Here is a 21685-nt window from a genome sequence, read left to right as displayed (position 1 = left end):
CCGCCCCGGCCCCGGCGTCCCACCCTGTGGCGCATGGCACGTTGTGAGGTTTGCGGAAACGACTACGGGATGTCCTTCGAGGTGCACGCGCAGGGCGCGGTGCACGTCTTCGACTGCTTCTCCTGCGCCATCCACCGCATGGCACCCATCTGTGAGCACTGCCGGGTCCAGATCATCGGCCAGGGCGTCGAGGTCGACGGGCACTGGTTCTGCGGCGGCCACTGCGCCCGCGCCGAGGGGAAGGTGGGCATCATCGACAAAGTCTGAGCAGCGGCCGCAGCGCCCGCTTCCCCGACCCCTGCGCGAGGCGCCCCACGGCAGAGTTGTACCGTCGTGGGGTGTACCGCTTCCTGTTGACCCGGCAGTGGCTGATCCTCGCCCTCCTCGCCCTCGTCCTGATTCCCACCATGGTCGAGCTGGGCCTCTGGCAGCTGCACCGGCATGAGCACAAGGTCGCGCAGAACGCCCTGATCTCCCGCAATCTCAAAGCGGCGCCGGTGCCGGTCGCCTCGCTCACCGCCCCGGGCCACACGGTCCCGCGCTCCGACTACTGGCGGACGGTGACGGCCACCGGCACGTACGACACCAGGCATCAGGTGGTCGTACGCCGCAGGACCTCCACCGACGGCCGGATCGGCGTCCACGTACTGACCCCGCTCGACCTCAAGGGCGGCGGCACGGTCCTGGTCAACCGGGGCTGGGTGCCCTCCGCCGCGAGCCAGCAGGCCTTCCCCGACGTGCCGGCCGTGCCCCGGGGCGAGGTGACCGTCACCGGCCGGCTCAAGGCCGACGAGACGACGAGCGCCAGCGGCATCAAGGACATCTCGGACCTGCCGGACCGCCAGGTGATGCTGATCAGCAGCGCCCAGGAGGCCAAGAGGCTCGCCCGGCCGGTGCTCGGCGGCTACATCGAGCAGACCGCGCCCGAGTCCGTCGGCGACTTCCCGGAGCTGATCGAGGCCCCCGACGACGGCTCGATCGGCCCGCACATGGCGTACGCCGTGCAGTGGTGGCTCTTCGCCGCCGGTGTTCCCGTCGGGTACGTGGTGCTGGCGCGCCGGGAGAAGCGCGACCGGGCAGAGGCGGCGAAGGCCGCTGCCGGGGAGCAGCGGCCCGCCGAGCCGGAGAAGCCGGAACCCGCCACGGCCTGACGACGTGTCCGCCGGATGCGGGCCGGGACGTTCCCGGCCGGGTGACCCCCGTGGGCCGGGATTGCTTAACGGGGCCCGGGTTCGGGAACACGCCAGAACGTGACCCCACGCATCGAGGACTACGCCCTCATCGGCGATCTCCAGACAGCCGCCCTGGTCGGCAGAAACGGTTCTGTCGACTGGCTCTGTCTGCCCCGCTTCGACTCGGGCGCCTGCTTCGCCGCCCTGCTCGGCGACGAGGACAACGGCCACTGGCGGATTGCCCCCAAGGGCGCGGACATCTGTACCCGGCGCGGCTACGCGGGTGACTCCCTCGTCCTGGAGACGTTCTGGGAGACCCGCACCGGCACGGTCAAGGTCATCGACTTCATGCCGCAGCGCGACCGGGAACCCGACGTCATGCGGATCGTCGAGGGTGTCAGCGGCACCGTCGAGATGAGCTCCGTGATCCGGCTGCGCTTCGACTTCGGCTCGGTCGTGCCGTGGATGCGCCGCTCGCAGGGGCACCGGGTGGCGGTCGCGGGGCCGGACTCGGCCTGGCTGCGCAGCGAGCCGCCGGTCAAGACCTGGGGCCAGCAGTTCTCCACCTGCTCGTCGTTCAGCGTCTCGGCGGGCGAGAAGGTGGCGTTCGTCCTGACCTGGCATCCCTCGCACTCGCCCCGCCCCGAGCTGGTCGACCCGCACGAGGCGCTGGAGAACACCCTGTCCGACTGGGCCGAGTGGTCCGCCCGGTGCAAGTACCGGGGGCCCTACCGGGAAGCGGTGATCCGCTCGTTGATCACGCTGAAGGCGCTGACCTTCGGCCCGACCGGCGGCATCGTGGCGGCGCCCACCACCTCGCTGCCGGAGGAGATCGGGGGCGTACGGAACTGGGACTACCGCTTCTGCTGGCTGCGGGACTCCACGCTGACCCTGGGCTCCCTCGTCTCGGCCGGCTATCTGGAGGAGGCCGCCGCCTGGCGGGACTGGCTGCTGCGGGCGGTCGCCGGGGATCCGGCCGACCTCCAGATCATGTACGGCCTCGCGGGCGAGCGCAGGCTGCCCGAGGCGGAGCTTTCGTGGCTGCGCGGCTACGAGAACTCCGCCCCGGTCCGGATCGGCAACGCCGCGGTCCGCCAGCGTCAGCTCGATGTGTACGGGGAGGTCATCGACTCCTTGCGGCTCGCCCGGGAAGCCGGGCTGGACGACAAGCCGCACGCCTGGAACCTGCAGCTCAGCCTGCTCGGCTTCCTGGAGTCCACCTGGCGCGAGCCGGACGAGGGGCTGTGGGAGATCCGCGGCCAGCGCCGTCACTTCGTGCACTCCAAGGTGATGGCCTGGGTCGCCGCCGACCGCGCCGTACGCACCCTGGAGAACAACCCCTCGCTGGCCGGCGACGCCGACCGGTGGCGGGCGATGCGGGACGCCGTGCACCGGGAGGTGTGCGAGAAGGGGTACGACCCGGAGCGGAACACCTTCACGCAGTCCTACGGATCGCGGAACCTGGACGCCGCGACGCTGCTGATCCCCCGGACCGGTTTCCTGCCGCCGGACGACCCCCGGGTGATCGGTACGGTCGACGCGGTCCGGGCCGAGCTGGGCAGGGACTGTCTGGTCCGCCGCTACAGCACGGACGGCGCCTCGATCGACGGGCTGCCCGGCAGCGAAGGGGCCTTCCTGGCGTGCTCGTTCTGGATGGCGGACGCCCTGCGCCTGACCGGGCGCGGCGAGGAGGCCCGGGACCTCTTCGAACGGCTGCTGGCGCTCCGCAACGACGTGGGGCTGCTCGCCGAGGAGTACGACACCGTCGGCCGCCGCCAGCTGGGCAACTTCCCGCAGGCGTTCAGCCACATCGGCCTCGTGGGCACCGCCATGGCACTGGCCGGGGAGGACACGCTGGAGCCGGACGCGGCAGGATAGGGCCATGGATCTTGGACTGAAGGACCGTGTGTACATCGTCACCGGAGCGACCCGGGGGCTGGGCAACGCCACGGCGCGGGCGCTCGCCGACGACGGGGCGAGGGTGATCGTCACCGGCCGGGAGGAGAGGCGTGCCGAGGCGGCCGCCGCCGAACTGGGGCCGGACGCGGTCGGCCTCGGCGCCGACAACGCCGACCCGGCGTCCGCGCGGCGTCTGGTGGACGCGGCGCACGAACGGTTCGGCCGGCTGGACGGCATCCTCATCAGCGTCGGCGGGCCGGCCCCCGGTTTCCTCGCCGACAACACCGACGAGCAGTGGCAGTCGGCCTTCGATTCGGTGTTCCTGGGTGCGGTGCGGCTCGCCAGGGCCGCGGCGGACGTGCTCGGCGAGGGCGGCGTCATCGGCTTCGTGCTCTCCGGCTCCGTGTACGAGCCGATCCCCGGGCTGACCATCTCCAACGGGCTCCGTCCCGGCCTGGCCGGTTTCGCCAAGTCCCTGGCGGACGAGCTCGGTCCGCGCGGGATCCGGGTGGTGGGCGTGCTGCCGGCCCGGATCGACACGGACCGGGTGCGTGAGCTGGACGCCCTCTCGGGCGACGCGGAGGCCGCCCGGACGGCCAACGAGGCGCAGATCCCGCTGCGGCGCTACGGCACCCCGGAGGAGTTCGGCCGGACCGCGGCGTTCCTGCTCTCGCCCGCGGCCTCGTATCTGACGGGCATCATGGTGCCGGTCGACGGCGGCTCCCGGCACGGCTTCTGAGCCGGAGCCCGGCACCGGTCGCCGGCCGGAACCGTCCGGCGGCCGGGAGGGCCACGGCAGCGGCGGTCAGCTCACCCGCTCCGCGCGGTGCCTGACCGCCCTCAGCCGCACCTCGGCCGGCAGCTCGGCCAGCCCCGCCGAATCCCGCGCATGGGCCAGCGCCTCGTCGCCGAGGCGGCCGAGCGTCTCGTCCGGCGCCGCGTGCGGCTCCATCAGCAGGCGGATCCTGGCGTGCGGCGAGCTGCGCCGGCCGGTCAGCGCGACCTGGGCGCTGGCCACCCCGTCCAGCGTTCCCGCCTCGCCGGCGAGCACCCCTTCCAGGGCCCGGCCCCGCAGCAGCGCCCCCTCGCCGTCCCCGCTGTCCACCAGGATCTCGGAGAGGCGGGCCCGGCGCAGCTGGGCCAGCAGCCACCACAGGGCGAGCACGACCACGACGGCGAGGACGGCGATGACCGTCGGCCACCACCAGCCCTGATCCCGCCAGCGGTACCGGTCGGCCACGCTGACGAGCACATCGTCCTTGCCGTACCAGGGCCACCAGGACGGCACGGCGAGGCCGAGGCCGGCGGCGAGCACCGCGCCGCCGCCGCAGATCAGCACCAGCCCGGCGAGGCCGAGCAGTGCCCGGTTGACGGTCCTGAGCAACGGATTCACCCCTTCTTCGCGGGCCGGCGGACATGTACGGACAGGCTCGGCGGCCGGGCCAGTCCCAGCTCCTTGATACCGGTCCCGAGCACGGTGTCCAGATCGGCACGTACCTCGTCGAGTTCACGGAAGTGCGACACGGCGCGCACCACCGCCCTGCGCCGGCCCATCCGGACCCGCACCGACTGCACCCCGGACACCTCGACGGCCCGGTCGCGCAGCACCAGTGCGGCCGCGGACCGGTCGAGTGCGGCGCGTACGCCGGGGCGGTCGCGGCGCATGGGCAGCAGGGCGCGGAGGCCGGGGGTGGCGGCGAGCACCAGCAGCCACAGGCCGATCGCCACGGCCGCCGCGGCGGCGCCGAGCAGCCAGGCGCTGTGCAGCGGGCGCTCGGCGAGCTGGCCGGCCAGCGACCGGCGCCAGCGCATTGCCGGATGGCCGGCCCGTACCGCCGCCACGTCGTAGAGCAGCAGTCCGGTGCCGCCGAGGACCAGCAGTGCCAGGACCGCCGCGGGGATCCGGCGCGCCGACCAGAAGCGGCCCGCCCCAAAGGCGCCCGCCTGCCGGGCGGGTACCGGGTCGTACGCGGCGGAGGAGGCGGACTGGTCGAGTTCGAGCACGTCCCCCTGTTCGACGGGGCCGGTGGTGGGCGGCGCCTGGGCGGGCCGCTCCGGTCCGTGGGGCTCGGTCACTGGATCCTCCCCTGTGCCGCGGCGCTCGCTCCCGTCGGGTGCAAGCGCTCGACCTGTACGGCCACCTCGGGCACTTCCATCCCCGCCAACGCCCTTACCCGCTCGGCGACATGCCGACGCACACGGCCGCACCGGCGGCCGATGTCGCAGGGGTAGCCGAGCTCCAGGCTCACCCGCACCCGGGCGGTGCCCCGGTGCACCGTGACGGTGGCGCGCGGCGGGGCACCCTGCTCCGGCGGCTCGTCGATCGCCTCCTTCGCCGCCTGCGCGGCGATCTTCGCGACCACCCGGTCGGCGATCCGGGTCTCCCCGCGCTCACCTGCGGCGATCCGGTCCTTCGCCCCCGACAACGCCGTCACCGCCGTCGGTCGCCGCGCCCGCGACTCCGGAAGAAGTCGCCGAGCTCCAGGTCGCCCTCCAGGAGGCGACCGACGACGAAGCCGACCGCCCCGAGTGCGGCCACCAGCAGGAAGGCCCCGAAGCCGCCGAAGTACCCGGCGAATGCGAGCGCCATGCCGGCCACCATGCCGGCCACAGCCATGCTCATCGTGTGCTCCTCAACTGCCTCTCGCCGGAGGCCTACTGGAGGCGTGGCTCCGGCTGGTCCTCGTCGTCGGCCTCGTCGGGCAGCTTCACGTCGCTCACCGCGATATTGACCTCGACGACCTCCAGGCCGGTCATCCGCTCGACCGCCGCGACCACGTTCTCCCGCACGTCACGGGCCACGTCGGAGATCGACACGCCGTAATCGACGACGATCTCCAGGTCGAGCGCGGTCTGCGACTCGCCGACCTCCGCCTTCACCCCGCGGGTGACGGACTTGCCACCGCCGGGTACCCGGTCGCGCACCGCTCCGAAGGTGCGTGAGAAGCCGCTGCCCATCGCATGGACGCCGACCACGTCGCGGGTCGCCATTCCGGCGATCTTCTCGACCACGCCGTCGGCGATGGTCGTACGGCCGCGGGTGGCGGGCGCTCCCCCACCGCGTTTGACCAGGTGGCTCGATTCCTTGTCGGGGCTCTCGGGGCGGTTCCGCTGCGTGGTGTCGGTCATCGCCATCTTTCCCTTCTGAGCATGTTGTACCTCTTTGCCCACATTAGGTGTGCTTGCTCCGCAGCGCGCCGTGGATGCGGCAGGCTGGGGCAATGACGACGGCTGACGACCCACGCAGGGCGGACGGATGGACAGCGGCGGTCCGGCAACGGCTCGGCCTCGGCCGGCTCCTTCCGCTGGGCGGCCCGGCGGACGGGGCCTGGATCTCCGAGCGGGCCGCGGTCGCGGTGCTGCGCCGCGCGGTGACGGGCCCCGGCCTCGTGCTCGGGGAGCTGAGGATCTCGGTGGCCGATCCGGACGGGGCGCCGGAGGCGGAGGTGGAGCCGCCGCCCAGCGCGCTGCGGCCGGGTCCGCTGCGGATCGAGGCGGCCGTGTCGGCGGTGTCCGGTCAGCCGCTGCCCGCCGCGGCCGAGGCGCTGCGCTCGGCACTGCTGACGGCGGCCGGCCGGCGGCTGGGCCTGGTGGTCGCGGCGGTGGACGTCCGGGTGACGGAACTGCTGGACGCGGCGCCCGAGCCACCGGCCGCCGTCCCGGCCGAGGTGCGCAGGGCAAGGGCGGAGGGGGCCGCGGCGTCCGCGGCGGCGGGTGTCGCGGGTGTGGTGACGCTGACCCGGGTGCTGGGGCACGCGGTGCACGCGCGCCCGGACCATGTGCGGGTCGAGCTGGCGACGGCCCCGGACCACCGGGCGCTCGACGTGGCCCGTGCGGTGCGGGCCGCCGTGGCGGCCGCGGTGGAGGGCGATCCCTCGGTCGCGGTGCTGGTCACGGCGGTGGTGGAACAGGACTGATCGCGGGGCGGGTCCGGGAATCCGGGGTCCGGCCCGCCGCGCGACCGGGCAGGTCCGGGGTCCGGACCCGCCGCGCGACCGGGCAGGTCCGGGGTCCGGACCCGCCCCGCGACCGGGCAGGTCCGGGGTCCGGACCCGCCCCGCGACCGGGCAGGTCCGGGGGCCGAACTCCGGCCCGCCCCGCGATCGTCGTCGGTCTCAGTCGGTGATGCCCGCCAGATCGCGCAGCCGACGGCCCTGCGCGGCCCGTTCGGCGACGCGCTGCTCCTCGTAACCGCGCGAGACGGCACCGCTCAGCAGCGCCTTGGTCTCCACGACGGCGTCGCGCGGGGCGGCCAGCAGCGCGCCGGCCAGATCGCGGGCCGCCGCGTCCAGCTCACCGGCCGGGACGACGAGATTGGCCAGGCCGGTGCGCCCGGCCTCCTCGGCGTGCACGAAGCGGCCCGTGGCGCAGATTTCGAGCGCGCGGGCGTACCCCACCAGGTTGACCAGGGGGTGCGTACCGGTGAGGTCGGGCACCAGACCGAGGCTGGTCTCGCGCATGGCGAACTGCACGTCCTCGGCGACGATCCGCAGATCACAGGCGAGGGCGAGCTGGAAGCCGGCACCGATCGCATGCCCCTGGACGGCCGCGATCGACACGATGTCGTTGCGGCGCCACCAGGTGAACGCCTCCTGGTACTCGGCGATGGTCGCGTCGAGCTCGGCCTCCGGGCCGCGCGCCATGTCGAGGAAGGACGGCTCGCCGTCGAACCCCTCGGGGGTGAACGCCTGCCGGTCCAGTCCCGCGGAGAAGGATTTGCCCTCGCCGCGGAGCACGACGACCCGCACACTGCCGGGCAGTGCCCGGCCGGCCTCCGTCAACGCCCGCCACAGAGCGGGGGACTGAGCGTTGCGCTTGGCCGGATTGGTGAGGGTCACCGTGGCGACCGCGTCGTCGACGGTGAGTCGTACGCCGTCCTTGTCGAGCACAGAGTCGATCGAGGTCATGGGGCGCCTCCGGTTCCGTTCAGTCAGCATGCACAGCTAAGTGACTGAACAGTAACCACCCGGTCGACATCGCTGCCGGCCGGGTGGCCACCGCCGAAAGCCGGTGAACCCCGGGGCGGACCGGACGGCCTGCCCCGACCGCGCGGGCCGTCAGGCCGTGGCGGCCTTCTTGCCCCGTGTCGCTCCGCCGCGTCCCCGCAGCGTGACTCCGGACTCACTGAGCATCCGGTGGACGAATCCGTAGGAGCGGCCGGTCTCTTCGGCCAACGCCCGGATGCTCGCACCGGAGTCGTACTTCTTCTTCAGGTCTGCCGCGAGCTTGTCGCGCGCGGCGCCGGTCACCCGGCTGCCCTTCTTCAGAGTCTCGGCCACCCGTGCCTCCTCATGGGAAGTGCGCTCTGGACTCTCATGATCACCCCTCGGGGGCTTCCTGGCCACCCATTCGGCAAGGTCCGTGCGACCCGGTTCCCGGCCGGAGAACGGGCCGACACGACCGGAATCCCGCATTCCGTGGGGCTGTGGCGGCGGACGGAACAGGGCCCGGGGCGAATCGGCAGGTCAGGGCCACACGGGGAACAGGACCCCCGTACGGGTGCACCCGGCAGGTATCTGCCGGGTGCCGCGCCGGGGTACGAGACGTACTCACGCAGATGATGGATCACGCGTAGGCGCAATGATCCGGACGGAGTGGATCAGACGGGCCGCGGGCGGGATCAGGCAAGCGCGACCAGGTCCTGGTAGTCCGCACCCCACAGGTCCTCGACGCCGTCGGGCAGCAGGATGATGCGCTCCGGCTGGAGTGCCTCGACCGCTCCCTCGTCGTGGGTGACGAGGACGACGGCGCCCTTGTACGTGCGCAGCGCGCCGAGGATCTCCGCGCGGCTGGCCAGGTCGAGGTTGTTGGTCGGCTCGTCCAGCAGCAGCACATTGGCGGAGGAGACCACCAGGGTCGCCAGGGCGAGACGGGTCTTCTCGCCGCCGGAGAGGACACCGGCGGGCTTGTCGACGTCGTCGCCGGAGAAGAGGAAGGAGCCCAGCGTCTTGCGGACCTCGACCAGGTCGAGGTCGGGCGCCGCGGAGCGCATGTTCTCCAGGACGGAGCGGTCCGGGTCGAGGGTCTCGTGCTCCTGGGCGTAGTAGCCGAGCTTGAGACCGTGGCCCTCGATCACCTTGCCGGTGTCCTCTCCGGCGGCGAGAAGACCCGTCTCGCCCTGGCGACCCTGGTGGTCTCCTCCGCCAATGTGCTGCTGCTGGACGAGCCGACCAACAACCTCGACCTGGCCAGCCGCGCGGAGATCCTCGGCGCGCTGCGCACGTACAAGGGCGCCGTCGTCCTCGTCACCCACGACGAGGGAGCGGTCGAGGCACTCCAGCCGGAGCGCATCATCCTGCTGCCCGACGGCGTCGAGGACCTGTGGGGTGCGGACTACCAGGACCTGGTCGCGCTTGCCTGATCCCGCCCGCGGCCCGTCTGATCCACTCCGTCCGGATCATTGCGCCTACGCGTGATCCATCATCTGCGTGAGTACGTCTCGTACCCCGGCGCGGCACCCGGCAGATACCTGCCGGGTGCACCCGTACGGGGGTCCTGTTCCCCGTGTGGCCCTGACCTGCCGATTCGCCCCGGGCCCTGTTCCGTCCGCCGCCACAGCCCCACGGAATGCGGGATTCCGGTCGTGTCGGCCCGTTCTCCGGCCGGGAACCGGGTCGCACGGACCTTGCCGAATGGGTGGCCAGGAAGCCCCCGAGGGGTGATCATGAGAGTCCAGAGCGCACTTCCCATGAGGAGGCACGGGTGGCCGAGACTCTGAAGAAGGGCAGCCGGGTGACCGGCGCCGCGCGCGACAAGCTCGCGGCAGACCTGAAGAAGAAGTACGACTCCGGTGCGAGCATCCGGGCGTTGGCCGAAGAGACCGGCCGCTCCTACGGATTCGTCCACCGGATGCTCAGTGAGTCCGGAGTCACGCTGCGGGGACGCGGCGGAGCGACACGGGGCAAGAAGGCCGCCACGGCCTGACGGCCCGCGCGGTCGGGGCAGGCCGTCCGGTCCGCCCCGGGGTTCACCGGCTTTCGGCGGTGGCCACCCGGCCGGCAGCGATGTCGACCGGGTGGTTACTGTTCAGTCACTTAGCTGTGCATGCTGACTGAACGGAACCGGAGGCGCCCCATGACCTCGATCGACTCTGTGCTCGACAAGGACGGCGTACGACTCACCGTCGACGACGCGGTCGCCACGGTGACCCTCACCAATCCGGCCAAGCGCAACGCTCAGTCCCCCGCTCTGTGGCGGGCGTTGACGGAGGCCGGCCGGGCACTGCCCGGCAGTGTGCGGGTCGTCGTGCTCCGCGGCGAGGGCAAATCCTTCTCCGCGGGACTGGACCGGCAGGCGTTCACCCCCGAGGGGTTCGACGGCGAGCCGTCCTTCCTCGACATGGCGCGCGGCCCGGAGGCCGAGCTCGACGCGACCATCGCCGAGTACCAGGAGGCGTTCACCTGGTGGCGCCGCAACGACATCGTGTCGATCGCGGCCGTCCAGGGGCATGCGATCGGTGCCGGCTTCCAGCTCGCCCTCGCCTGTGATCTGCGGATCGTCGCCGAGGACGTGCAGTTCGCCATGCGCGAGACCAGCCTCGGTCTGGTGCCCGACCTCACCGGTACGCACCCCCTGGTCAACCTGGTGGGGTACGCCCGCGCGCTCGAAATCTGCGCCACGGGCCGCTTCGTGCACGCCGAGGAGGCCGGGCGCACCGGCCTGGCCAATCTCGTCGTCCCGGCCGGTGAGCTGGACGCGGCGGCCCGCGATCTGGCCGGCGCGCTGCTGGCCGCCCCGCGCGACGCCGTCGTGGAGACCAAGGCGCTGCTGAGCGGTGCCGTCTCGCGCGGTTACGAGGAGCAGCGCGTCGCCGAACGGGCCGCGCAGGGCCGTCGGCTGCGCGATCTGGCGGGCATCACCGACTGAGACCGACGACGATCGCGGGGCGGGCCGGAGTTCGGCCCCCGGACCTGCCCGGTCGCGGGGCGGGTCCGGACCCCGGACCTGCCCGGTCGCGGGGCGGGTCCGGACCCCGGACCTGCCCGGTCGCGCGGCGGGTCCGGACCCCGGACCTGCCCGGTCGCGCGGCGGGCCGGACCCCGGATTCCCGGACCCGCCCCGCGATCAGTCCTGTTCCACCACCGCCGTGACCAGCACCGCGACCGAGGGATCGCCCTCCACCGCGGCCGCCACGGCGGCCCGCACCGCACGGGCCACGTCGAGCGCCCGGTGGTCCGGGGCCGTCGCCAGCTCGACCCGCACATGGTCCGGGCGCGCGTGCACCGCGTGCCCCAGCACCCGGGTCAGCGTCACCACACCCGCGACACCCGCCGCCGCGGACGCCGCGGCCCCCTCCGCCCTTGCCCTGCGCACCTCGGCCGGGACGGCGGCCGGTGGCTCGGGCGCCGCGTCCAGCAGTTCCGTCACCCGGACGTCCACCGCCGCGACCACCAGGCCCAGCCGCCGGCCGGCCGCCGTCAGCAGTGCCGAGCGCAGCGCCTCGGCCGCGGCGGGCAGCGGCTGACCGGACACCGCCGACACGGCCGCCTCGATCCGCAGCGGACCCGGCCGCAGCGCGCTGGGCGGCGGCTCCACCTCCGCCTCCGGCGCCCCGTCCGGATCGGCCACCGAGATCCTCAGCTCCCCGAGCACGAGGCCGGGGCCCGTCACCGCGCGGCGCAGCACCGCGACCGCGGCCCGCTCGGAGATCCAGGCCCCGTCCGCCGGGCCGCCCAGCGGAAGGAGCCGGCCGAGGCCGAGCCGTTGCCGGACCGCCGCTGTCCATCCGTCCGCCCTGCGTGGGTCGTCAGCCGTCGTCATTGCCCCAGCCTGCCGCATCCACGGCGCGCTGCGGAGCAAGCACACCTAATGTGGGCAAAGAGGTACAACATGCTCAGAAGGGAAAGATGGCGATGACCGACACCACGCAGCGGAACCGCCCCGAGAGCCCCGACAAGGAATCGAGCCACCTGGTCAAACGCGGTGGGGGAGCGCCCGCCACCCGCGGCCGTACGACCATCGCCGACGGCGTGGTCGAGAAGATCGCCGGAATGGCGACCCGCGACGTGGTCGGCGTCCATGCGATGGGCAGCGGCTTCTCACGCACCTTCGGAGCGGTGCGCGACCGGGTACCCGGCGGTGGCAAGTCCGTCACCCGCGGGGTGAAGGCGGAGGTCGGCGAGTCGCAGACCGCGCTCGACCTGGAGATCGTCGTCGATTACGGCGTGTCGATCTCCGACGTGGCCCGTGACGTGCGGGAGAACGTGGTCGCGGCGGTCGAGCGGATGACCGGCCTGGAGGTCGTCGAGGTCAATATCGCGGTGAGCGACGTGAAGCTGCCCGACGAGGCCGACGACGAGGACCAGCCGGAGCCACGCCTCCAGTAGGCCTCCGGCGAGAGGCAGTTGAGGAGCACACGATGAGCATGGCTGTGGCCGGCATGGTGGCCGGCATGGCGCTCGCATTCGCCGGGTACTTCGGCGGCTTCGGGGCCTTCCTGCTGGTGGCCGCACTCGGGGCGGTCGGCTTCGTCGTCGGTCGCCTCCTGGAGGGCGACCTGGAGCTCGGCGACTTCTTCCGGAGTCGCGGGCGCGGCGACCGACGGCGGTGACGGCGTTGTCGGGGGCGAAGGACCGGATCGCCGCAGGTGAGCGCGGGGAGACCCGGATCGCCGACCGGGTGGTCGCGAAGATCGCCGCGCAGGCGGCGAAGGAGGCGATCGACGAGCCGCCGGAGCAGGGTGCCCCGCCGCGCGCCACCGTCACGGTGCACCGGGGCACCGCCCGGGTGCGGGTGAGCCTGGAGCTCGGCTACCCCTGCGACATCGGCCGCCGGTGCGGCCGTGTGCGTCGGCATGTCGCCGAGCGGGTAAGGGCGTTGGCGGGGATGGAAGTGCCCGAGGTGGCCGTACAGGTCGAGCGCTTGCACCCGACGGGAGCGAGCGCCGCGGCACAGGGGAGGATCCAGTGACCGAGCCCCACGGACCGGAGCGGCCCGCCCAGGCGCCGCCCACCACCGGCCCCGTCGAACAGGGGGACGTGCTCGAACTCGACCAGTCCGCCTCCTCCGCCGCGTACGACCCGGTACCCGCCCGGCAGGCGGGCGCCTTTGGGGCGGGCCGCTTCTGGTCGGCGCGCCGGATCCCCGCGGCGGTCCTGGCACTGCTGGTCCTCGGCGGCACCGGACTGCTGCTCTACGACGTGGCGGCGGTACGGGCCGGCCATCCGGCAATGCGCTGGCGCCGGTCGCTGGCCGGCCAGCTCGCCGAGCGCCCGCTGCACAGCGCCTGGCTGCTCGGCGCCGCCGCGGCGGCCGTGGCGATCGGCCTGTGGCTGCTGGTGCTCGCCGCCACCCCCGGCCTCCGCGCCCTGCTGCCCATGCGCCGCGACCGCCCCGGCGTACGCGCCGCACTCGACCGGTCCGCGGCCGCACTGGTGCTGCGCGACCGGGCCGTCGAGGTGTCCGGGGTGCAGTCGGTGCGGGTCCGGATGGGCCGGCGCAGGGCGGTGGTGCGCGCCGTGTCGCACTTCCGTGAACTCGACGAGGTACGTGCCGATCTGGACACCGTGCTCGGGACCGGTATCAAGGAGCTGGGACTGGCCCGGCCGCCGAGCCTGTCCGTACATGTCCGCCGGCCCGCGAAGAAGGGGTGAATCCGTTGCTCAGGACCGTCAACCGGGCACTGCTCGGCCTCGCCGGGCTGGTGCTGATCTGCGGCGGCGGCGCGGTGCTCGCCGCCGGCCTCGGCCTCGCCGTGCCGTCCTGGTGGCCCTGGTACGGCAAGGACGATGTGCTCGTCAGCGTGGCCGACCGGTACCGCTGGCGGGATCAGGGCTGGTGGTGGCCGACGGTCATCGCCGTCCTCGCCGTCGTGGTCGTGCTCGCCCTGTGGTGGCTGCTGGCCCAGCTGCGCCGGGCCCGCCTCTCCGAGATCCTGGTGGACAGCGGGGACGGCGAGGGGGCGCTGCTGCGGGGCCGGGCCCTGGAAGGGGTGCTCGCCGGCGAGGCGGGAACGCTGGACGGGGTGGCCAGCGCCCAGGTCGCGCTGACCGGCCGGCGCAGCTCGCCGCACGCCAGGATCCGCCTGCTGATGGAGCCGCACGCGGCGCCGGACGAGACGCTCGGCCGCCTCGGCGACGAGGCGCTGGCCCATGCGCGGGATTCGGCGGGGCTGGCCGAGCTGCCGGCCGAGGTGCGGCTGAGGGCGGTCAGGCACCGCGCGGAGCGGGTGAGCTGACCGCCGCTGCCGTGGCCCTCCCGGCCGCCGGACGGTTCCGGCCGGCGACCGGTGCCGGGCTCCGGCTCAGAAGCCGTGCCGGGAGCCGCCGTCGACCGGCACCATGATGCCCGTCAGATACGAGGCCGCGGGCGAGAGCAGGAACGCCGCGGTCCGGCCGAACTCCTCCGGGGTGCCGTAGCGCCGCAGCGGGATCTGCGCCTCGTTGGCCGTCCGGGCGGCCTCCGCGTCGCCCGAGAGGGCGTCCAGCTCACGCACCCGGTCCGTGTCGATCCGGGCCGGCAGCACGCCCACCACCCGGATCCCGCGCGGACCGAGCTCGTCCGCCAGGGACTTGGCGAAACCGGCCAGGCCGGGACGGAGCCCGTTGGAGATGGTCAGCCCGGGGATCGGCTCGTACACGGAGCCGGAGAGCACGAAGCCGATGACGCCGCCCTCGCCGAGCACGTCCGCCGCGGCCCTGGCGAGCCGCACCGCACCCAGGAACACCGAATCGAAGGCCGACTGCCACTGCTCGTCGGTGTTGTCGGCGAGGAAACCGGGGGCCGGCCCGCCGACGCTGATGAGGATGCCGTCCAGCCGGCCGAACCGTTCGTGCGCCGCGTCCACCAGACGCCGCGCGGACGCCGGGTCGGCGTTGTCGGCGCCGAGGCCGACCGCGTCCGGCCCCAGTTCGGCGGCGGCCGCCTCGGCACGCCTCTCCTCCCGGCCGGTGACGATCACCCTCGCCCCGTCGTCGGCGAGCGCCCGCGCCGTGGCGTTGCCCAGCCCCCGGGTCGCTCCGGTGACGATGTACACACGGTCCTTCAGTCCAAGATCCATGGCCCTATCCTGCCGCGTCCGGCTCCAGCGTGTCCTCCCCGGCCAGTGCCATGGCGGTGCCCACGAGGCCGATGTGGCTGAACGCCTGCGGGAAGTTGCCCAGCTGGCGGCGGCCGACGGTGTCGTACTCCTCGGCGAGCAGCCCCACGTCGTTGCGGAGCGCCAGCAGCCGTTCGAAGAGGTCCCGGGCCTCCTCGCCGCGCCCGGTCAGGCGCAGGGCGTCCGCCATCCAGAACGAGCACGCCAGGAAGGCCCCTTCGCTGCCGGGCAGCCCGTCGATCGAGGCGCCGTCCGTGCTGTAGCGGCGGACCAGACAGTCCCTGCCCAGCTCGGCCCGGACCGCGTCGACCGTACCGATCACCCGGGGGTCGTCCGGCGGCAGGAAACCGGTCCGGGGGATCAGCAGCGTCGCGGCGTCCAGGTTCCGCGATCCGTAGGACTGCGTGAAGGTGTTCCGCTCCGGGTCGTACCCCTTCTCGCACACCTCCCGGTGCACGGCGTCCCGCATCGCCCGCCACCGGTCGGCGTCGCCGGCCAGCGAGGGGTTGTTCTCCAGGGTGCGTACGGCGCGGTCGGCGGCGACCCAGGCCATCACCTTGGAGTGCACGAAGTGACGGCGCTGGCCGCGGATCTCCCACAGCCCCTCGTCCGGCTCGCGCCAGGTGGACTCCAGGAAGCCGAGCAGGCTGAGCTGCAGGTTCCAGGCGTGCGGCTTGTCGTCCAGCCCGGCTTCCCGGGCGAGCCGCAAGGAGTCGATGACCTCCCCGTACACATCGAGCTGACGCTGGCGGACCGCGGCGTTGCCGATCCGGACCGGGGCGGAGTTCTCGTAGCCGCGCAGCCACGAAAGCTCCGCCTCGGGCAGCCTGCGCTCGCCCGCGAGGCCGTACATGATCTGGAGGTCGGCCGGATCCCCGGCGACCGCCCGCAGCAGCCAGTCCCGCCAGGCGGCGGCCTCCTCCAGATAGCCGGCCGAGACGAGGGAGCCCAGGGTCAGCGTGGAGTCCCGCAGCCAGCAGAAGCGGTAGTCCCAGTTCCGTACGCCCCCGATCTCCTCCGGCAGCGAGGTGGTGGGCGCCGCCACGATGCCGCCGGTCGGGCCGAAGGTCAGCGCCTTCAGCGTGATCAACGAGCGGATCACCGCTTCCCGGTAGGGCCCCCGGTACTTGCACCGGGCGGACCACTCGGCCCAGTCGGACAGGGTGTTCTCCAGCGCCTCGTGCGGGTCGACCAGCTCGGGGCGGGGCGAGTGCGAGGGATGCCAGGTCAGGACGAACGCCACCTTCTCGCCCGCCGAGACGCTGAACGACGAGCAGGTGGAGAACTGCTGGCCCCAGGTCTTGACCGGCGGCTCGCTGCGCAGCCAGGCCGAGTCCGGCCCCGCGACCGCCACCCGGTGCCCCTGCGAGCGGCGCATCCACGGCACGACCGAGCCGAAGTCGAAGCGCAGCCGGATCACGGAGCTCATCTCGACGGTGCCGCTGACACCCTCGACGATCCGCATGACGTCGGGTTCCCGGTCGCGCTGCGGCATGAAGTCGATGACCTTGACCGTGCCGGTGCGGGTCTCCCAGAACGTCTCCAGGACGAGGGAGTCACCCGCGTAGCCGCGCCGGGTACAGATGTCCGCGCCCTTGGGGGCAATCCGCCAGTGGCCGTTGTCCTCGTCGCCGAGCAGGGCGGCGAAGCAGGCGCCCGAGTCGAAGCGGGGCAGACAGAGCCAGTCGACAGAACCGTTTCTGCCGACCAGGGCGGCTGTCTGGAGATCGCCGATGAGGGCGTAGTCCTCGATGCGTGGGGTCACGTTCTGGCGTGTTCCCGAACCCGGGCCCCGTTAAGCAATCCCGGCCCACGGGGGTCACCCGGCCGGGAACGTCCCGGCCCGCATCCGGCGGACACGTCGTCAGGCCGTGGCGGGTTCCGGCTTCTCCGGCTCGGCGGGCCGCTGCTCCCCGGCAGCGGCCTTCGCCGCCTCTGCCCGGTCGCGCTTCTCCCGGCGCGCCAGCACCACGTACCCGACGGGAACACCGGCGGCGAAGAGCCACCACTGCACGGCGTACGCCATGTGCGGGCCGATCGAGCCGTCGTCGGGGGCCTCGATCAGCTCCGGGAAGTCGCCGACGGACTCGGGCGCGGTCTGCTCGATGTAGCCGCCGAGCACCGGCCGGGCGAGCCTCTTGGCCTCCTGGGCGCTGCTGATCAGCATCACCTGGCGGTCCGGCAGGTCCGAGATGTCCTTGATGCCGCTGGCGCTCGTCGTCTCGTCGGCCTTGAGCCGGCCGGTGACGGTCACCTCGCCCCGGGGCACGGCCGGCACGTCGGGGAAGGCCTGCTGGCTCGCGGCGGAGGGCACCCAGCCCCGGTTGACCAGGACCGTGCCGCCGCCCTTGAGGTCGAGCGGGGTCAGTACGTGGACGCCGATCCGGCCGTCGGTGGAGGTCCTGCGGCGTACGACCACCTGATGCCTGGTGTCGTACGTGCCGGTGGCCGTCACCGTCCGCCAGTAGTCGGAGCGCGGGACCGTGTGGCCCGGGGCGGTGAGCGAGGCGACCGGCACCGGCGCCGCTTTGAGATTGCGGGAGATCAGGGCGTTCTGCGCGACCTTGTGCTCATGCCGGTGCAGCTGCCAGAGGCCCAGCTCGACCATGGTGGGAATCAGGACGAGGGCGAGGAGGGCGAGGATCAGCCACTGCCGGGTCAACAGGAAGCGGTACACCCCACGACGGTACAACTCTGCCGTGGGGCGCCTCGCGCAGGGGTCGGGGAAGCGGGCGCTGCGGCCGCTGCTCAGACTTTGTCGATGATGCCCACCTTCCCCTCGGCGCGGGCGCAGTGGCCGCCGCAGAACCAGTGCCCGTCGACCTCGACGCCCTGGCCGATGATCTGGACCCGGCAGTGCTCACAGATGGGTGCCATGCGGTGGATGGCGCAGGAGAAGCAGTCGAAGACGTGCACCGCGCCCTGCGCGTGCACCTCGAAGGACATCCCGTAGTCGTTTCCGCAAACCTCACAACGTGCCATGCGCCACAGGGTGGGACGCCGGGGCCGGGGCGGGCGAGCGGTGGGCGGGCGAGTCGCCGCCGGTTCACTCCGATGACGGCGCGGGCACCCGGCCGGAGGCGGGTGCCACATCGCGCAGCAGATGGGTGAAGGCGCTCTCGTCCAGGATCGGGGTGCCGAACGACTTCGCCTTGACCGTCTTCGACGTCGCCGCGTCCGGGTCGTTGGTGACCAGCAGGCTGGTCAGCCGGGAGACGCTGGTCGCCACGTGCAGCCCCGCCTCCACGGCCCGGTCCTCCAGCAGCTCGCGGTCCACCGAGGTGTCCCCGGAGAAGGCCACCCGCATGCCCTGCATCAGGGGCTTGTCCTTCTCGTACCGCCCGGGGTTCGGATACGGGCACGGCGGGAGCTTGCGCGAGGCGCGCCAGCTGTTCTGACCGTGCGAAGGCTGATGGCCGATCCTCGGTGTGACCGGGGAGTCCGACCACTCGGTCAGCGGCCGGCACTCCAGCAGCGGCAGCCGCACCCCGCCCCGCGCCGCCGCGTGCAGACTCGGCCGGAACGCCTCGGCCAGCACCCGGGCGTCGTCCAGCGCGTGGTGGGCGTGCTGCTGCACGACGCCGAAGTGCGCGGCCAGCGACGCCAGCTTGTGGTTGGGCAGCGGCAGCCGCAGCTCCTTGGCCAGCGCGATGGTGCACAGCCGCTGCTCGACGGGGGCCACGACCGAGGCCCGGGCGTACTCCCGGGCCAGCATCGACCAGTCGAAGGCCGCGTTGTGCGCGACGAGGACGCGGTCCGCGAGCCGCTCGGAGAGCTGGGCTGCGACCTCCGGGAAGAGCGGGGCGCCTTCGAGCACCTCACTGGTCAGGCCGTGGATCCAGACCGGGCCGGGATCGCGCTCGGGGTTGACGAGGGTGTACCAGTGGTCCTCGACGTTGCCCTGTGCGTCCAGGCGGTAGACGGCGGCGGACACTATCCGGTCGTCCCGTGCGAGTCCGGTGGTCTCCACGTCGACGACCGCGTACCCCTGCGGGTAGGCGGTCGGCCACGGTGCTGCGGTCTGGCGGTCGTCGAGCATGGTCACAGAGAATACGGGCCGCGACTGACAGTCTCCTATTCGGCCGTCATCCGCCCCCGCGTCCCGGTTCCGCCGTCCGGCCGCTGCCGTACGGGCCGGCCAGCAGCCCTTCCACCAGAGCCCGTACGGAATCGGCGAACAGCCGGTCCGGGTCGGCGGGCCGGGCCAGGGCGCGGGCCAGCGCCGGATCGCCGTCCGCGGCGGAGGCGGTCCACAGATCGCCCTCACCGGGGGACTGGACGGGGGACCGCTCCCGGTTGCGCTCGACGAGCAGGAAACCGACGGTCTGGAACTGCACCGCCCGCACCGCCGCGGCCGCCCGCGCCCCGCGCAGCCCCGCGGCGTGCACCTCGTGGACGAGGGCCTGTTGCGCGGGGAGGAACATCCGCTCGGTGAGCCCCCGTTCGTGGACCATCGCGATCAGATGCGGTCTGGCCCGCAGCTCGCGGCGCAGGGCGCGGGCGACGGAGACGATGCGGGCCGCCGGGGTCCGGCCGGCCGGGCGCAGGGTGCCCATCTCCCGCACGGTGCGCTCGACGAGGGCGTCCAGCAGCGACTCGCGGTTGCCGACATGCCAGTAGATCGAGGTGACCGCGGTGCCCAGCTCCGCGGCGAGGGCGCGCATGGTGAGGGCCTGCGGGCCGTGCCGCTTCAGCAGGGCGGCGGCCGTGTCCAGGACCTCTTCGCGGGTCAGCGACGATCGCGCCACAGCGCTCCCTGGTTCTCGAAATCCGTTGCACGCATGCCTATTTACCCTTCATCGGCATCGGTGTAACTGTGTTACAGAACCCGGCACGGAGAACGCGAGACGCGGAGAACGCGAGACACGGACGACCGAGAAGGGTGGTACGACATGGCACGCGTACGGTATGGCGCGCGCACCGGGGCCGAGATCGCGGCGGCCCGCGCGGCCCGCTCCCGGCTCCCCGACATCTGGTCCACCGGCGTGGTGGCCCTCTGGGAGAGCGACCCCGACGCGGTGGCGGCCGTCCTCCCGCCACCTCTCAAGCCCGCCGAGCGCCCGCTCGTCCGGGCCGGTATCAGTACGGTCGAGCTCCCCGGCTACCCGCTCGGTGCCGGCTCGGTCGCCGTCGCGGCGATCCACGACGGCCACCAGGGCTGGTATCCGCTCGTCATGCCGATGACCCATGAACGGGCGCTGATCGGCGGCCGTGAGGTGTTCGGCGAACCGAAGAAGCTCGGCGAGGTGACCGTCGAACGCGACGGCCTCGTCGTCCGTGCCGCGCTCGCCCGGCACGGCATCGCGTTCGTCGAGGTGCGCGGCGCGGTGAGCGGACCGCTCCCTGTGCCCGAACCGGCCGGCAAGCTCGACTTCTACTTCAAGTACCTGCCCGCCGTGGACGGCGAGGGCTTCGACTCCGACCCCGTCCTGGTCCACTGCACCCGCCACGAGAAGGTCCGCAGGCTGGAACGGATCTCGGGCGACGTGGTGCTGCGCGAGTCGGTGTACGACCCGGTCGCCGACCTCCCCGTACGCCGGCTGGTCGAGCTCACCATCGGCGAGAAGACCAGCGACCAGCAGGGCAGGGCCGTGGCCCGGGTGAGCGCCGAGGCGCTGCTGCCGTACATCCACCAGCGCTACGACGACCCGCAGCAGATCCACGACGGACCGCCGGAAGGGAGCGTCCGATGAGACTGGAGGAGGGCCAGGTCGCCGTCGTCACCGGCGCCGCGAGCGGCATCGGCCTCGCGATGGCACGCAGGTTCGCCGCCGAGGGGCTGAAGGTGGTCCTCGCCGACGTGGAGGAGGGCGCGCTCGGCGAGGCGGCGGGCGAACTGCGCCGGGACGGTGCGCGGGTGCTGGCCAGGGGCGTCGACGTCGGCGAACGCGAATCCGTGCAGGCGCTGGCCGAGGCCGCGTACGACACCTTCGGCGCCGTGCACGTGCTGTGCAACAACGCCGGGGTCGGTTCCGGGGCCGAGGGCCGGATGTGGGAGCACGAGCCGAACGACTGGAAGTGGGCGTTCGCCGTCAACGTCTGGGGTGTCTTCCACGGCATCCAGGCGTTCGTGCCCCGCATGATCGCGGGCGGCGCCCCCGGACACGTCGTCAACACCTCGTCCGGGGACGGCGGGATCGCCCCGCTGCCGACCGCCTCCGTGTACGCGGTCACCAAGTCCGCCGTCGTCACGATGACCGAGTCGCTGTACGCGCACCTGAGGGCGGAGGGCGTCGAGGTCGGCGCCTCGGTGCTCTTCCCCGGCCCGCACATGCTCCGCACCGGACTGTGGGAGTCGCACCGCAACCGGCCGCAGCGGTACGCCAAGGAACGCCCGCGCAGGACCCCGTACCGCAGCCTCGGCCAGTGGGAGTCCGCCATGCGGGAGGCGGGCCACGAGGTGGAGTTCACCCCGGTGGAGGACGTCGCGGCGACCGTCGTGGACGGGATCCGTGCCGGCCGCTTCTGGATGCTGCCGGACAGCGAGCACAGCGACCGGCAGATCCGCGCCAGGTCGCAGTCGATGCTGGACCGGGCCAACCCGTCGTACCTGGAGAACTTCATTCTCGACTGAGGA

The 21685-nt window shown here is 73.1% G+C and carries 29 protein-coding genes and 1 pseudogene; 15 read left to right on the top strand and 15 right to left on the bottom strand.

The genetic code is table 11. From position 1 onward, the window contains the following. The first annotated feature begins 33 nt into the window (after window positions 1-33). From AADR41_RS08105 to AADR41_RS08090, 4 genes are all read left to right on the top strand, one after another. Window positions 34-267, top strand: a complete 234-nt coding sequence (locus AADR41_RS08105; protein WP_072482991.1) for a hypothetical protein — start codon at window positions 34-36, stop codon at window positions 265-267. Between the two features lie 71 nt (window positions 268-338). Next, a complete protein-coding gene (locus tag AADR41_RS08100; protein WP_342280656.1) occupies window positions 339-1151 on the top strand; it encodes an SURF1 family cytochrome oxidase biogenesis protein in 813 nt (270 codons plus the stop codon). A gap of 99 nt (window positions 1152-1250) precedes the next feature. Then, window positions 1251-3050, top strand: a complete 1800-nt coding sequence (locus AADR41_RS08095; protein WP_342280657.1) for a glycoside hydrolase family 15 protein — start codon at window positions 1251-1253, stop codon at window positions 3048-3050. 4 nt (window positions 3051-3054) lie between these two features. Beyond that, a complete protein-coding gene (locus AADR41_RS08090; protein WP_342280658.1) occupies window positions 3055-3810 on the top strand; it encodes an SDR family oxidoreductase in 756 nt (251 codons plus the stop codon). A gap of 66 nt (window positions 3811-3876) precedes the next feature. Here the strand turns inward: AADR41_RS08090 and amaP (AADR41_RS08085) are convergent, their stop codons facing one another. From amaP (AADR41_RS08085) to AADR41_RS08065, 5 genes are read right to left on the bottom strand one after another with little or no spacing between them, the layout of a single operon-like run. Next, window positions 3877-4455, bottom strand: a complete 579-nt coding sequence (gene amaP / locus AADR41_RS08085; protein WP_446750993.1) for an alkaline shock response membrane anchor protein AmaP — start codon at window positions 4453-4455, stop codon at window positions 3877-3879. Between the two features lie 5 nt (window positions 4456-4460). Next, window positions 4461-5147 carry a DUF6286 domain-containing protein gene (locus tag AADR41_RS08080; RefSeq protein ID WP_342280660.1) on the bottom strand — a complete coding sequence of 229 codons (687 nt, stop codon included), beginning with the start codon at window positions 5145-5147 and terminating at the stop codon, window positions 4461-4463. Then, window positions 5144-5506 carry a hypothetical protein gene (locus AADR41_RS08075; RefSeq protein WP_342280661.1) on the bottom strand — a complete coding sequence of 121 codons (363 nt, stop codon included), beginning with the start codon at window positions 5504-5506 and terminating at the stop codon, window positions 5144-5146. The genes AADR41_RS08080 and AADR41_RS08075 overlap by 4 nt, the downstream gene beginning before the upstream one ends. Next, window positions 5503-5694, bottom strand: a complete 192-nt coding sequence (locus AADR41_RS08070) for a hypothetical protein (protein WP_342280662.1) — start codon at window positions 5692-5694, stop codon at window positions 5503-5505. The genes AADR41_RS08075 and AADR41_RS08070 overlap by 4 nt, the downstream gene beginning before the upstream one ends. A gap of 32 nt (window positions 5695-5726) precedes the next feature. Further along, window positions 5727-6200, bottom strand: coding sequence for an Asp23/Gls24 family envelope stress response protein (locus AADR41_RS08065; protein ID WP_342280663.1), 474 nt, complete (start codon window positions 6198-6200; stop codon window positions 5727-5729). A gap of 92 nt (window positions 6201-6292) precedes the next feature. Between AADR41_RS08065 and AADR41_RS08060 the strand changes: the two genes are divergently transcribed. Beyond that, window positions 6293-6988, top strand: coding sequence for a hypothetical protein (locus tag AADR41_RS08060; protein WP_342280664.1), 696 nt, complete (start codon window positions 6293-6295; stop codon window positions 6986-6988). 198 nt (window positions 6989-7186) lie between these two features. Here AADR41_RS08060 and AADR41_RS08055 read toward each other — a convergent pair whose 3' ends face one another. The 3 genes and pseudogenes from AADR41_RS08055 to AADR41_RS08045 all read right to left on the bottom strand — a co-directional run. Beyond that, window positions 7187-7978, bottom strand: a complete 792-nt coding sequence (locus tag AADR41_RS08055; RefSeq protein ID WP_342280665.1) for an enoyl-CoA hydratase/isomerase family protein — start codon at window positions 7976-7978, stop codon at window positions 7187-7189. 150 nt (window positions 7979-8128) lie between these two features. Then, on the bottom strand, window positions 8129-8350 hold the full coding sequence (locus AADR41_RS08050) for a helix-turn-helix domain-containing protein (RefSeq protein ID WP_018518904.1): 222 nt from the start codon (window positions 8348-8350) through the stop codon (window positions 8129-8131). A gap of 341 nt (window positions 8351-8691) precedes the next feature. Next, window positions 8692-9165 (bottom strand): annotated as a pseudogene (locus AADR41_RS08045) (ATP-binding cassette domain-containing protein); the annotation flags it as partial. Between AADR41_RS08045 and AADR41_RS08040 the strand changes: the two are divergent. From AADR41_RS08040 to AADR41_RS08030, 3 genes are all read left to right on the top strand, one after another. Beyond that, the gene (locus AADR41_RS08040) at window positions 9100-9432 is read left to right on the top strand and encodes an ATP-binding cassette domain-containing protein (protein WP_446750994.1); all 333 of its coding nucleotides are present in this window, start codon (window positions 9100-9102) and stop codon (window positions 9430-9432) included. The pseudogene AADR41_RS08045 and the gene AADR41_RS08040 overlap by 66 nt on opposite strands. Before the next feature lie 341 nt (window positions 9433-9773). Continuing rightward, window positions 9774-9995 carry a helix-turn-helix domain-containing protein gene (locus tag AADR41_RS08035; RefSeq protein ID WP_018518904.1) on the top strand — a complete coding sequence of 74 codons (222 nt, stop codon included), beginning with the start codon at window positions 9774-9776 and terminating at the stop codon, window positions 9993-9995. Window positions 9996-10145: 150 nt separating this feature from the next. Beyond that, window positions 10146-10937 carry an enoyl-CoA hydratase/isomerase family protein gene (locus AADR41_RS08030; protein WP_342280665.1) on the top strand — a complete coding sequence of 264 codons (792 nt, stop codon included), beginning with the start codon at window positions 10146-10148 and terminating at the stop codon, window positions 10935-10937. 198 nt (window positions 10938-11135) lie between these two features. On the opposite strand, the gene AADR41_RS08025 is transcribed toward AADR41_RS08030, so the two are convergent. Beyond that, a complete protein-coding gene (locus AADR41_RS08025) occupies window positions 11136-11831 on the bottom strand; it encodes a hypothetical protein (RefSeq protein ID WP_342280664.1) in 696 nt (231 codons plus the stop codon). A gap of 92 nt (window positions 11832-11923) precedes the next feature. On the opposite strand from AADR41_RS08025, the gene AADR41_RS08020 reads away from it, so the two are divergent. The 5 genes from AADR41_RS08020 to amaP (AADR41_RS08000) are packed head-to-tail and all read left to right on the top strand — an operon-like array spanning window position 11924 to window position 14247. Beyond that, complete coding sequence (locus AADR41_RS08020) at window positions 11924-12397, top strand: Asp23/Gls24 family envelope stress response protein (RefSeq protein WP_342280663.1); 474 nt, start codon at window positions 11924-11926, stop codon at window positions 12395-12397. Window positions 12398-12429: 32 nt separating this feature from the next. Then, complete coding sequence (locus tag AADR41_RS08015; protein WP_342280662.1) at window positions 12430-12621, top strand: hypothetical protein; 192 nt, start codon at window positions 12430-12432, stop codon at window positions 12619-12621. Next, window positions 12618-12980, top strand: a complete 363-nt coding sequence (locus AADR41_RS08010; RefSeq protein ID WP_342280661.1) for a hypothetical protein — start codon at window positions 12618-12620, stop codon at window positions 12978-12980. Before AADR41_RS08015 ends, AADR41_RS08010 begins: the two co-directional genes overlap by 4 nt. Further along, a complete protein-coding gene (locus AADR41_RS08005; protein ID WP_342280660.1) occupies window positions 12977-13663 on the top strand; it encodes a DUF6286 domain-containing protein in 687 nt (228 codons plus the stop codon). The genes AADR41_RS08010 and AADR41_RS08005 overlap by 4 nt, the downstream gene beginning before the upstream one ends. 5 nt (window positions 13664-13668) lie before the next feature. After that, entirely contained in the window at window positions 13669-14247 is a 579-nt protein-coding gene (amaP, locus tag AADR41_RS08000) for an alkaline shock response membrane anchor protein AmaP (protein ID WP_446750993.1), read from the top strand. A 66-nt stretch (window positions 14248-14313) separates the two neighbouring features. Here amaP (AADR41_RS08000) and AADR41_RS07995 read toward each other — a convergent pair whose 3' ends face one another. The 6 genes from AADR41_RS07995 to AADR41_RS07970 all read right to left on the bottom strand — a co-directional run bounded on the left by AADR41_RS07995 (window position 14314) and on the right by AADR41_RS07970 (window position 19856). After that, the gene (locus AADR41_RS07995) at window positions 14314-15069 is read right to left on the bottom strand and encodes an SDR family oxidoreductase (RefSeq protein WP_342280658.1); all 756 of its coding nucleotides are present in this window, start codon (window positions 15067-15069) and stop codon (window positions 14314-14316) included. Between the two features lie 4 nt (window positions 15070-15073). Beyond that, on the bottom strand, window positions 15074-16873 hold the full coding sequence (locus AADR41_RS07990; protein ID WP_342280657.1) for a glycoside hydrolase family 15 protein: 1800 nt from the start codon (window positions 16871-16873) through the stop codon (window positions 15074-15076). 99 nt (window positions 16874-16972) lie between these two features. Continuing rightward, a complete protein-coding gene (locus AADR41_RS07985; protein ID WP_342280656.1) occupies window positions 16973-17785 on the bottom strand; it encodes an SURF1 family cytochrome oxidase biogenesis protein in 813 nt (270 codons plus the stop codon). 71 nt (window positions 17786-17856) lie between these two features. Next, window positions 17857-18090 carry a hypothetical protein gene (locus tag AADR41_RS07980; RefSeq protein ID WP_072482991.1) on the bottom strand — a complete coding sequence of 78 codons (234 nt, stop codon included), beginning with the start codon at window positions 18088-18090 and terminating at the stop codon, window positions 17857-17859. A 64-nt stretch (window positions 18091-18154) separates the two neighbouring features. After that, entirely contained in the window at window positions 18155-19153 is a 999-nt protein-coding gene (locus tag AADR41_RS07975) for a DEDDh family exonuclease (protein ID WP_342280655.1), read from the bottom strand. 40 nt (window positions 19154-19193) lie between these two features. After that, window positions 19194-19856 (bottom strand): TetR/AcrR family transcriptional regulator, encoded by a 663-nt coding sequence (locus tag AADR41_RS07970; protein WP_342280654.1) that lies wholly within the window; start codon window positions 19854-19856, stop codon window positions 19194-19196. A 144-nt stretch (window positions 19857-20000) separates the two neighbouring features. On the opposite strand from AADR41_RS07970, the gene AADR41_RS07965 reads away from it, so the two are divergent. Beyond that, the gene (locus AADR41_RS07965) at window positions 20001-20801 is read left to right on the top strand and encodes an acetoacetate decarboxylase family protein (RefSeq protein ID WP_342280653.1); all 801 of its coding nucleotides are present in this window, start codon (window positions 20001-20003) and stop codon (window positions 20799-20801) included. After that, window positions 20798-21682 carry an SDR family NAD(P)-dependent oxidoreductase gene (locus tag AADR41_RS07960; protein WP_342280652.1) on the top strand — a complete coding sequence of 295 codons (885 nt, stop codon included), beginning with the start codon at window positions 20798-20800 and terminating at the stop codon, window positions 21680-21682. The genes AADR41_RS07965 and AADR41_RS07960 overlap by 4 nt, the downstream gene beginning before the upstream one ends. The last annotated feature ends 3 nt before the right edge of the window (window positions 21683-21685 follow it).

Origin of the sequence: Streptomyces sp. CLV115 (genome assembly GCF_038448545.1) — a bacterium.
GTDB classification, from domain to species: domain Bacteria; phylum Actinomycetota; class Actinomycetes; order Streptomycetales; family Streptomycetaceae; genus Streptomyces; species Streptomyces sanglieri.
Note: the sequence above shows the minus strand (reverse complement) of the source record. Positions and strands in the feature narration are given on the sequence as shown.

Excerpts from the sequence above, each read along its gene's own strand:
- AADR41_RS08090 (WP_342280658.1), top strand. The coding sequence starts at position 3,055 with ATGGATCTTGGACTGAAGGACCGTGTGTACATCGTCACCGGAGCGACC.
- AADR41_RS07960 (WP_342280652.1), top strand. The coding sequence starts at position 20,798 with ATGAGACTGGAGGAGGGCCAGGTCGCCGTCGTCACCGGCGCCGCGAGC.
- AADR41_RS08070 (WP_342280662.1), bottom strand. The coding sequence starts at position 5,694 with ATGAGCATGGCTGTGGCCGGCATGGTGGCCGGCATGGCGCTCGCATTC.
- AADR41_RS08055 (WP_342280665.1), bottom strand. The coding sequence starts at position 7,978 with ATGACCTCGATCGACTCTGTGCTCGACAAGGACGGCGTACGACTCACC.
- AADR41_RS07980 (WP_072482991.1), bottom strand. The coding sequence starts at position 18,090 with ATGGCACGTTGTGAGGTTTGCGGAAACGACTACGGGATGTCCTTCGAG.
- AADR41_RS08065 (WP_342280663.1), bottom strand. The coding sequence starts at position 6,200 with ATGACCGACACCACGCAGCGGAACCGCCCCGAGAGCCCCGACAAGGAA.
- AADR41_RS08030 (WP_342280665.1), top strand. The coding sequence starts at position 10,146 with ATGACCTCGATCGACTCTGTGCTCGACAAGGACGGCGTACGACTCACC.
- AADR41_RS08015 (WP_342280662.1), top strand. The coding sequence starts at position 12,430 with ATGAGCATGGCTGTGGCCGGCATGGTGGCCGGCATGGCGCTCGCATTC.
- AADR41_RS08060 (WP_342280664.1), top strand. The coding sequence starts at position 6,293 with ATGACGACGGCTGACGACCCACGCAGGGCGGACGGATGGACAGCGGCG.
- AADR41_RS08020 (WP_342280663.1), top strand. The coding sequence starts at position 11,924 with ATGACCGACACCACGCAGCGGAACCGCCCCGAGAGCCCCGACAAGGAA.
- AADR41_RS07995 (WP_342280658.1), bottom strand. The coding sequence starts at position 15,069 with ATGGATCTTGGACTGAAGGACCGTGTGTACATCGTCACCGGAGCGACC.
- AADR41_RS08105 (WP_072482991.1), top strand. The coding sequence starts at position 34 with ATGGCACGTTGTGAGGTTTGCGGAAACGACTACGGGATGTCCTTCGAG.
- AADR41_RS07965 (WP_342280653.1), top strand. The coding sequence starts at position 20,001 with ATGGCACGCGTACGGTATGGCGCGCGCACCGGGGCCGAGATCGCGGCG.
- AADR41_RS08025 (WP_342280664.1), bottom strand. The coding sequence starts at position 11,831 with ATGACGACGGCTGACGACCCACGCAGGGCGGACGGATGGACAGCGGCG.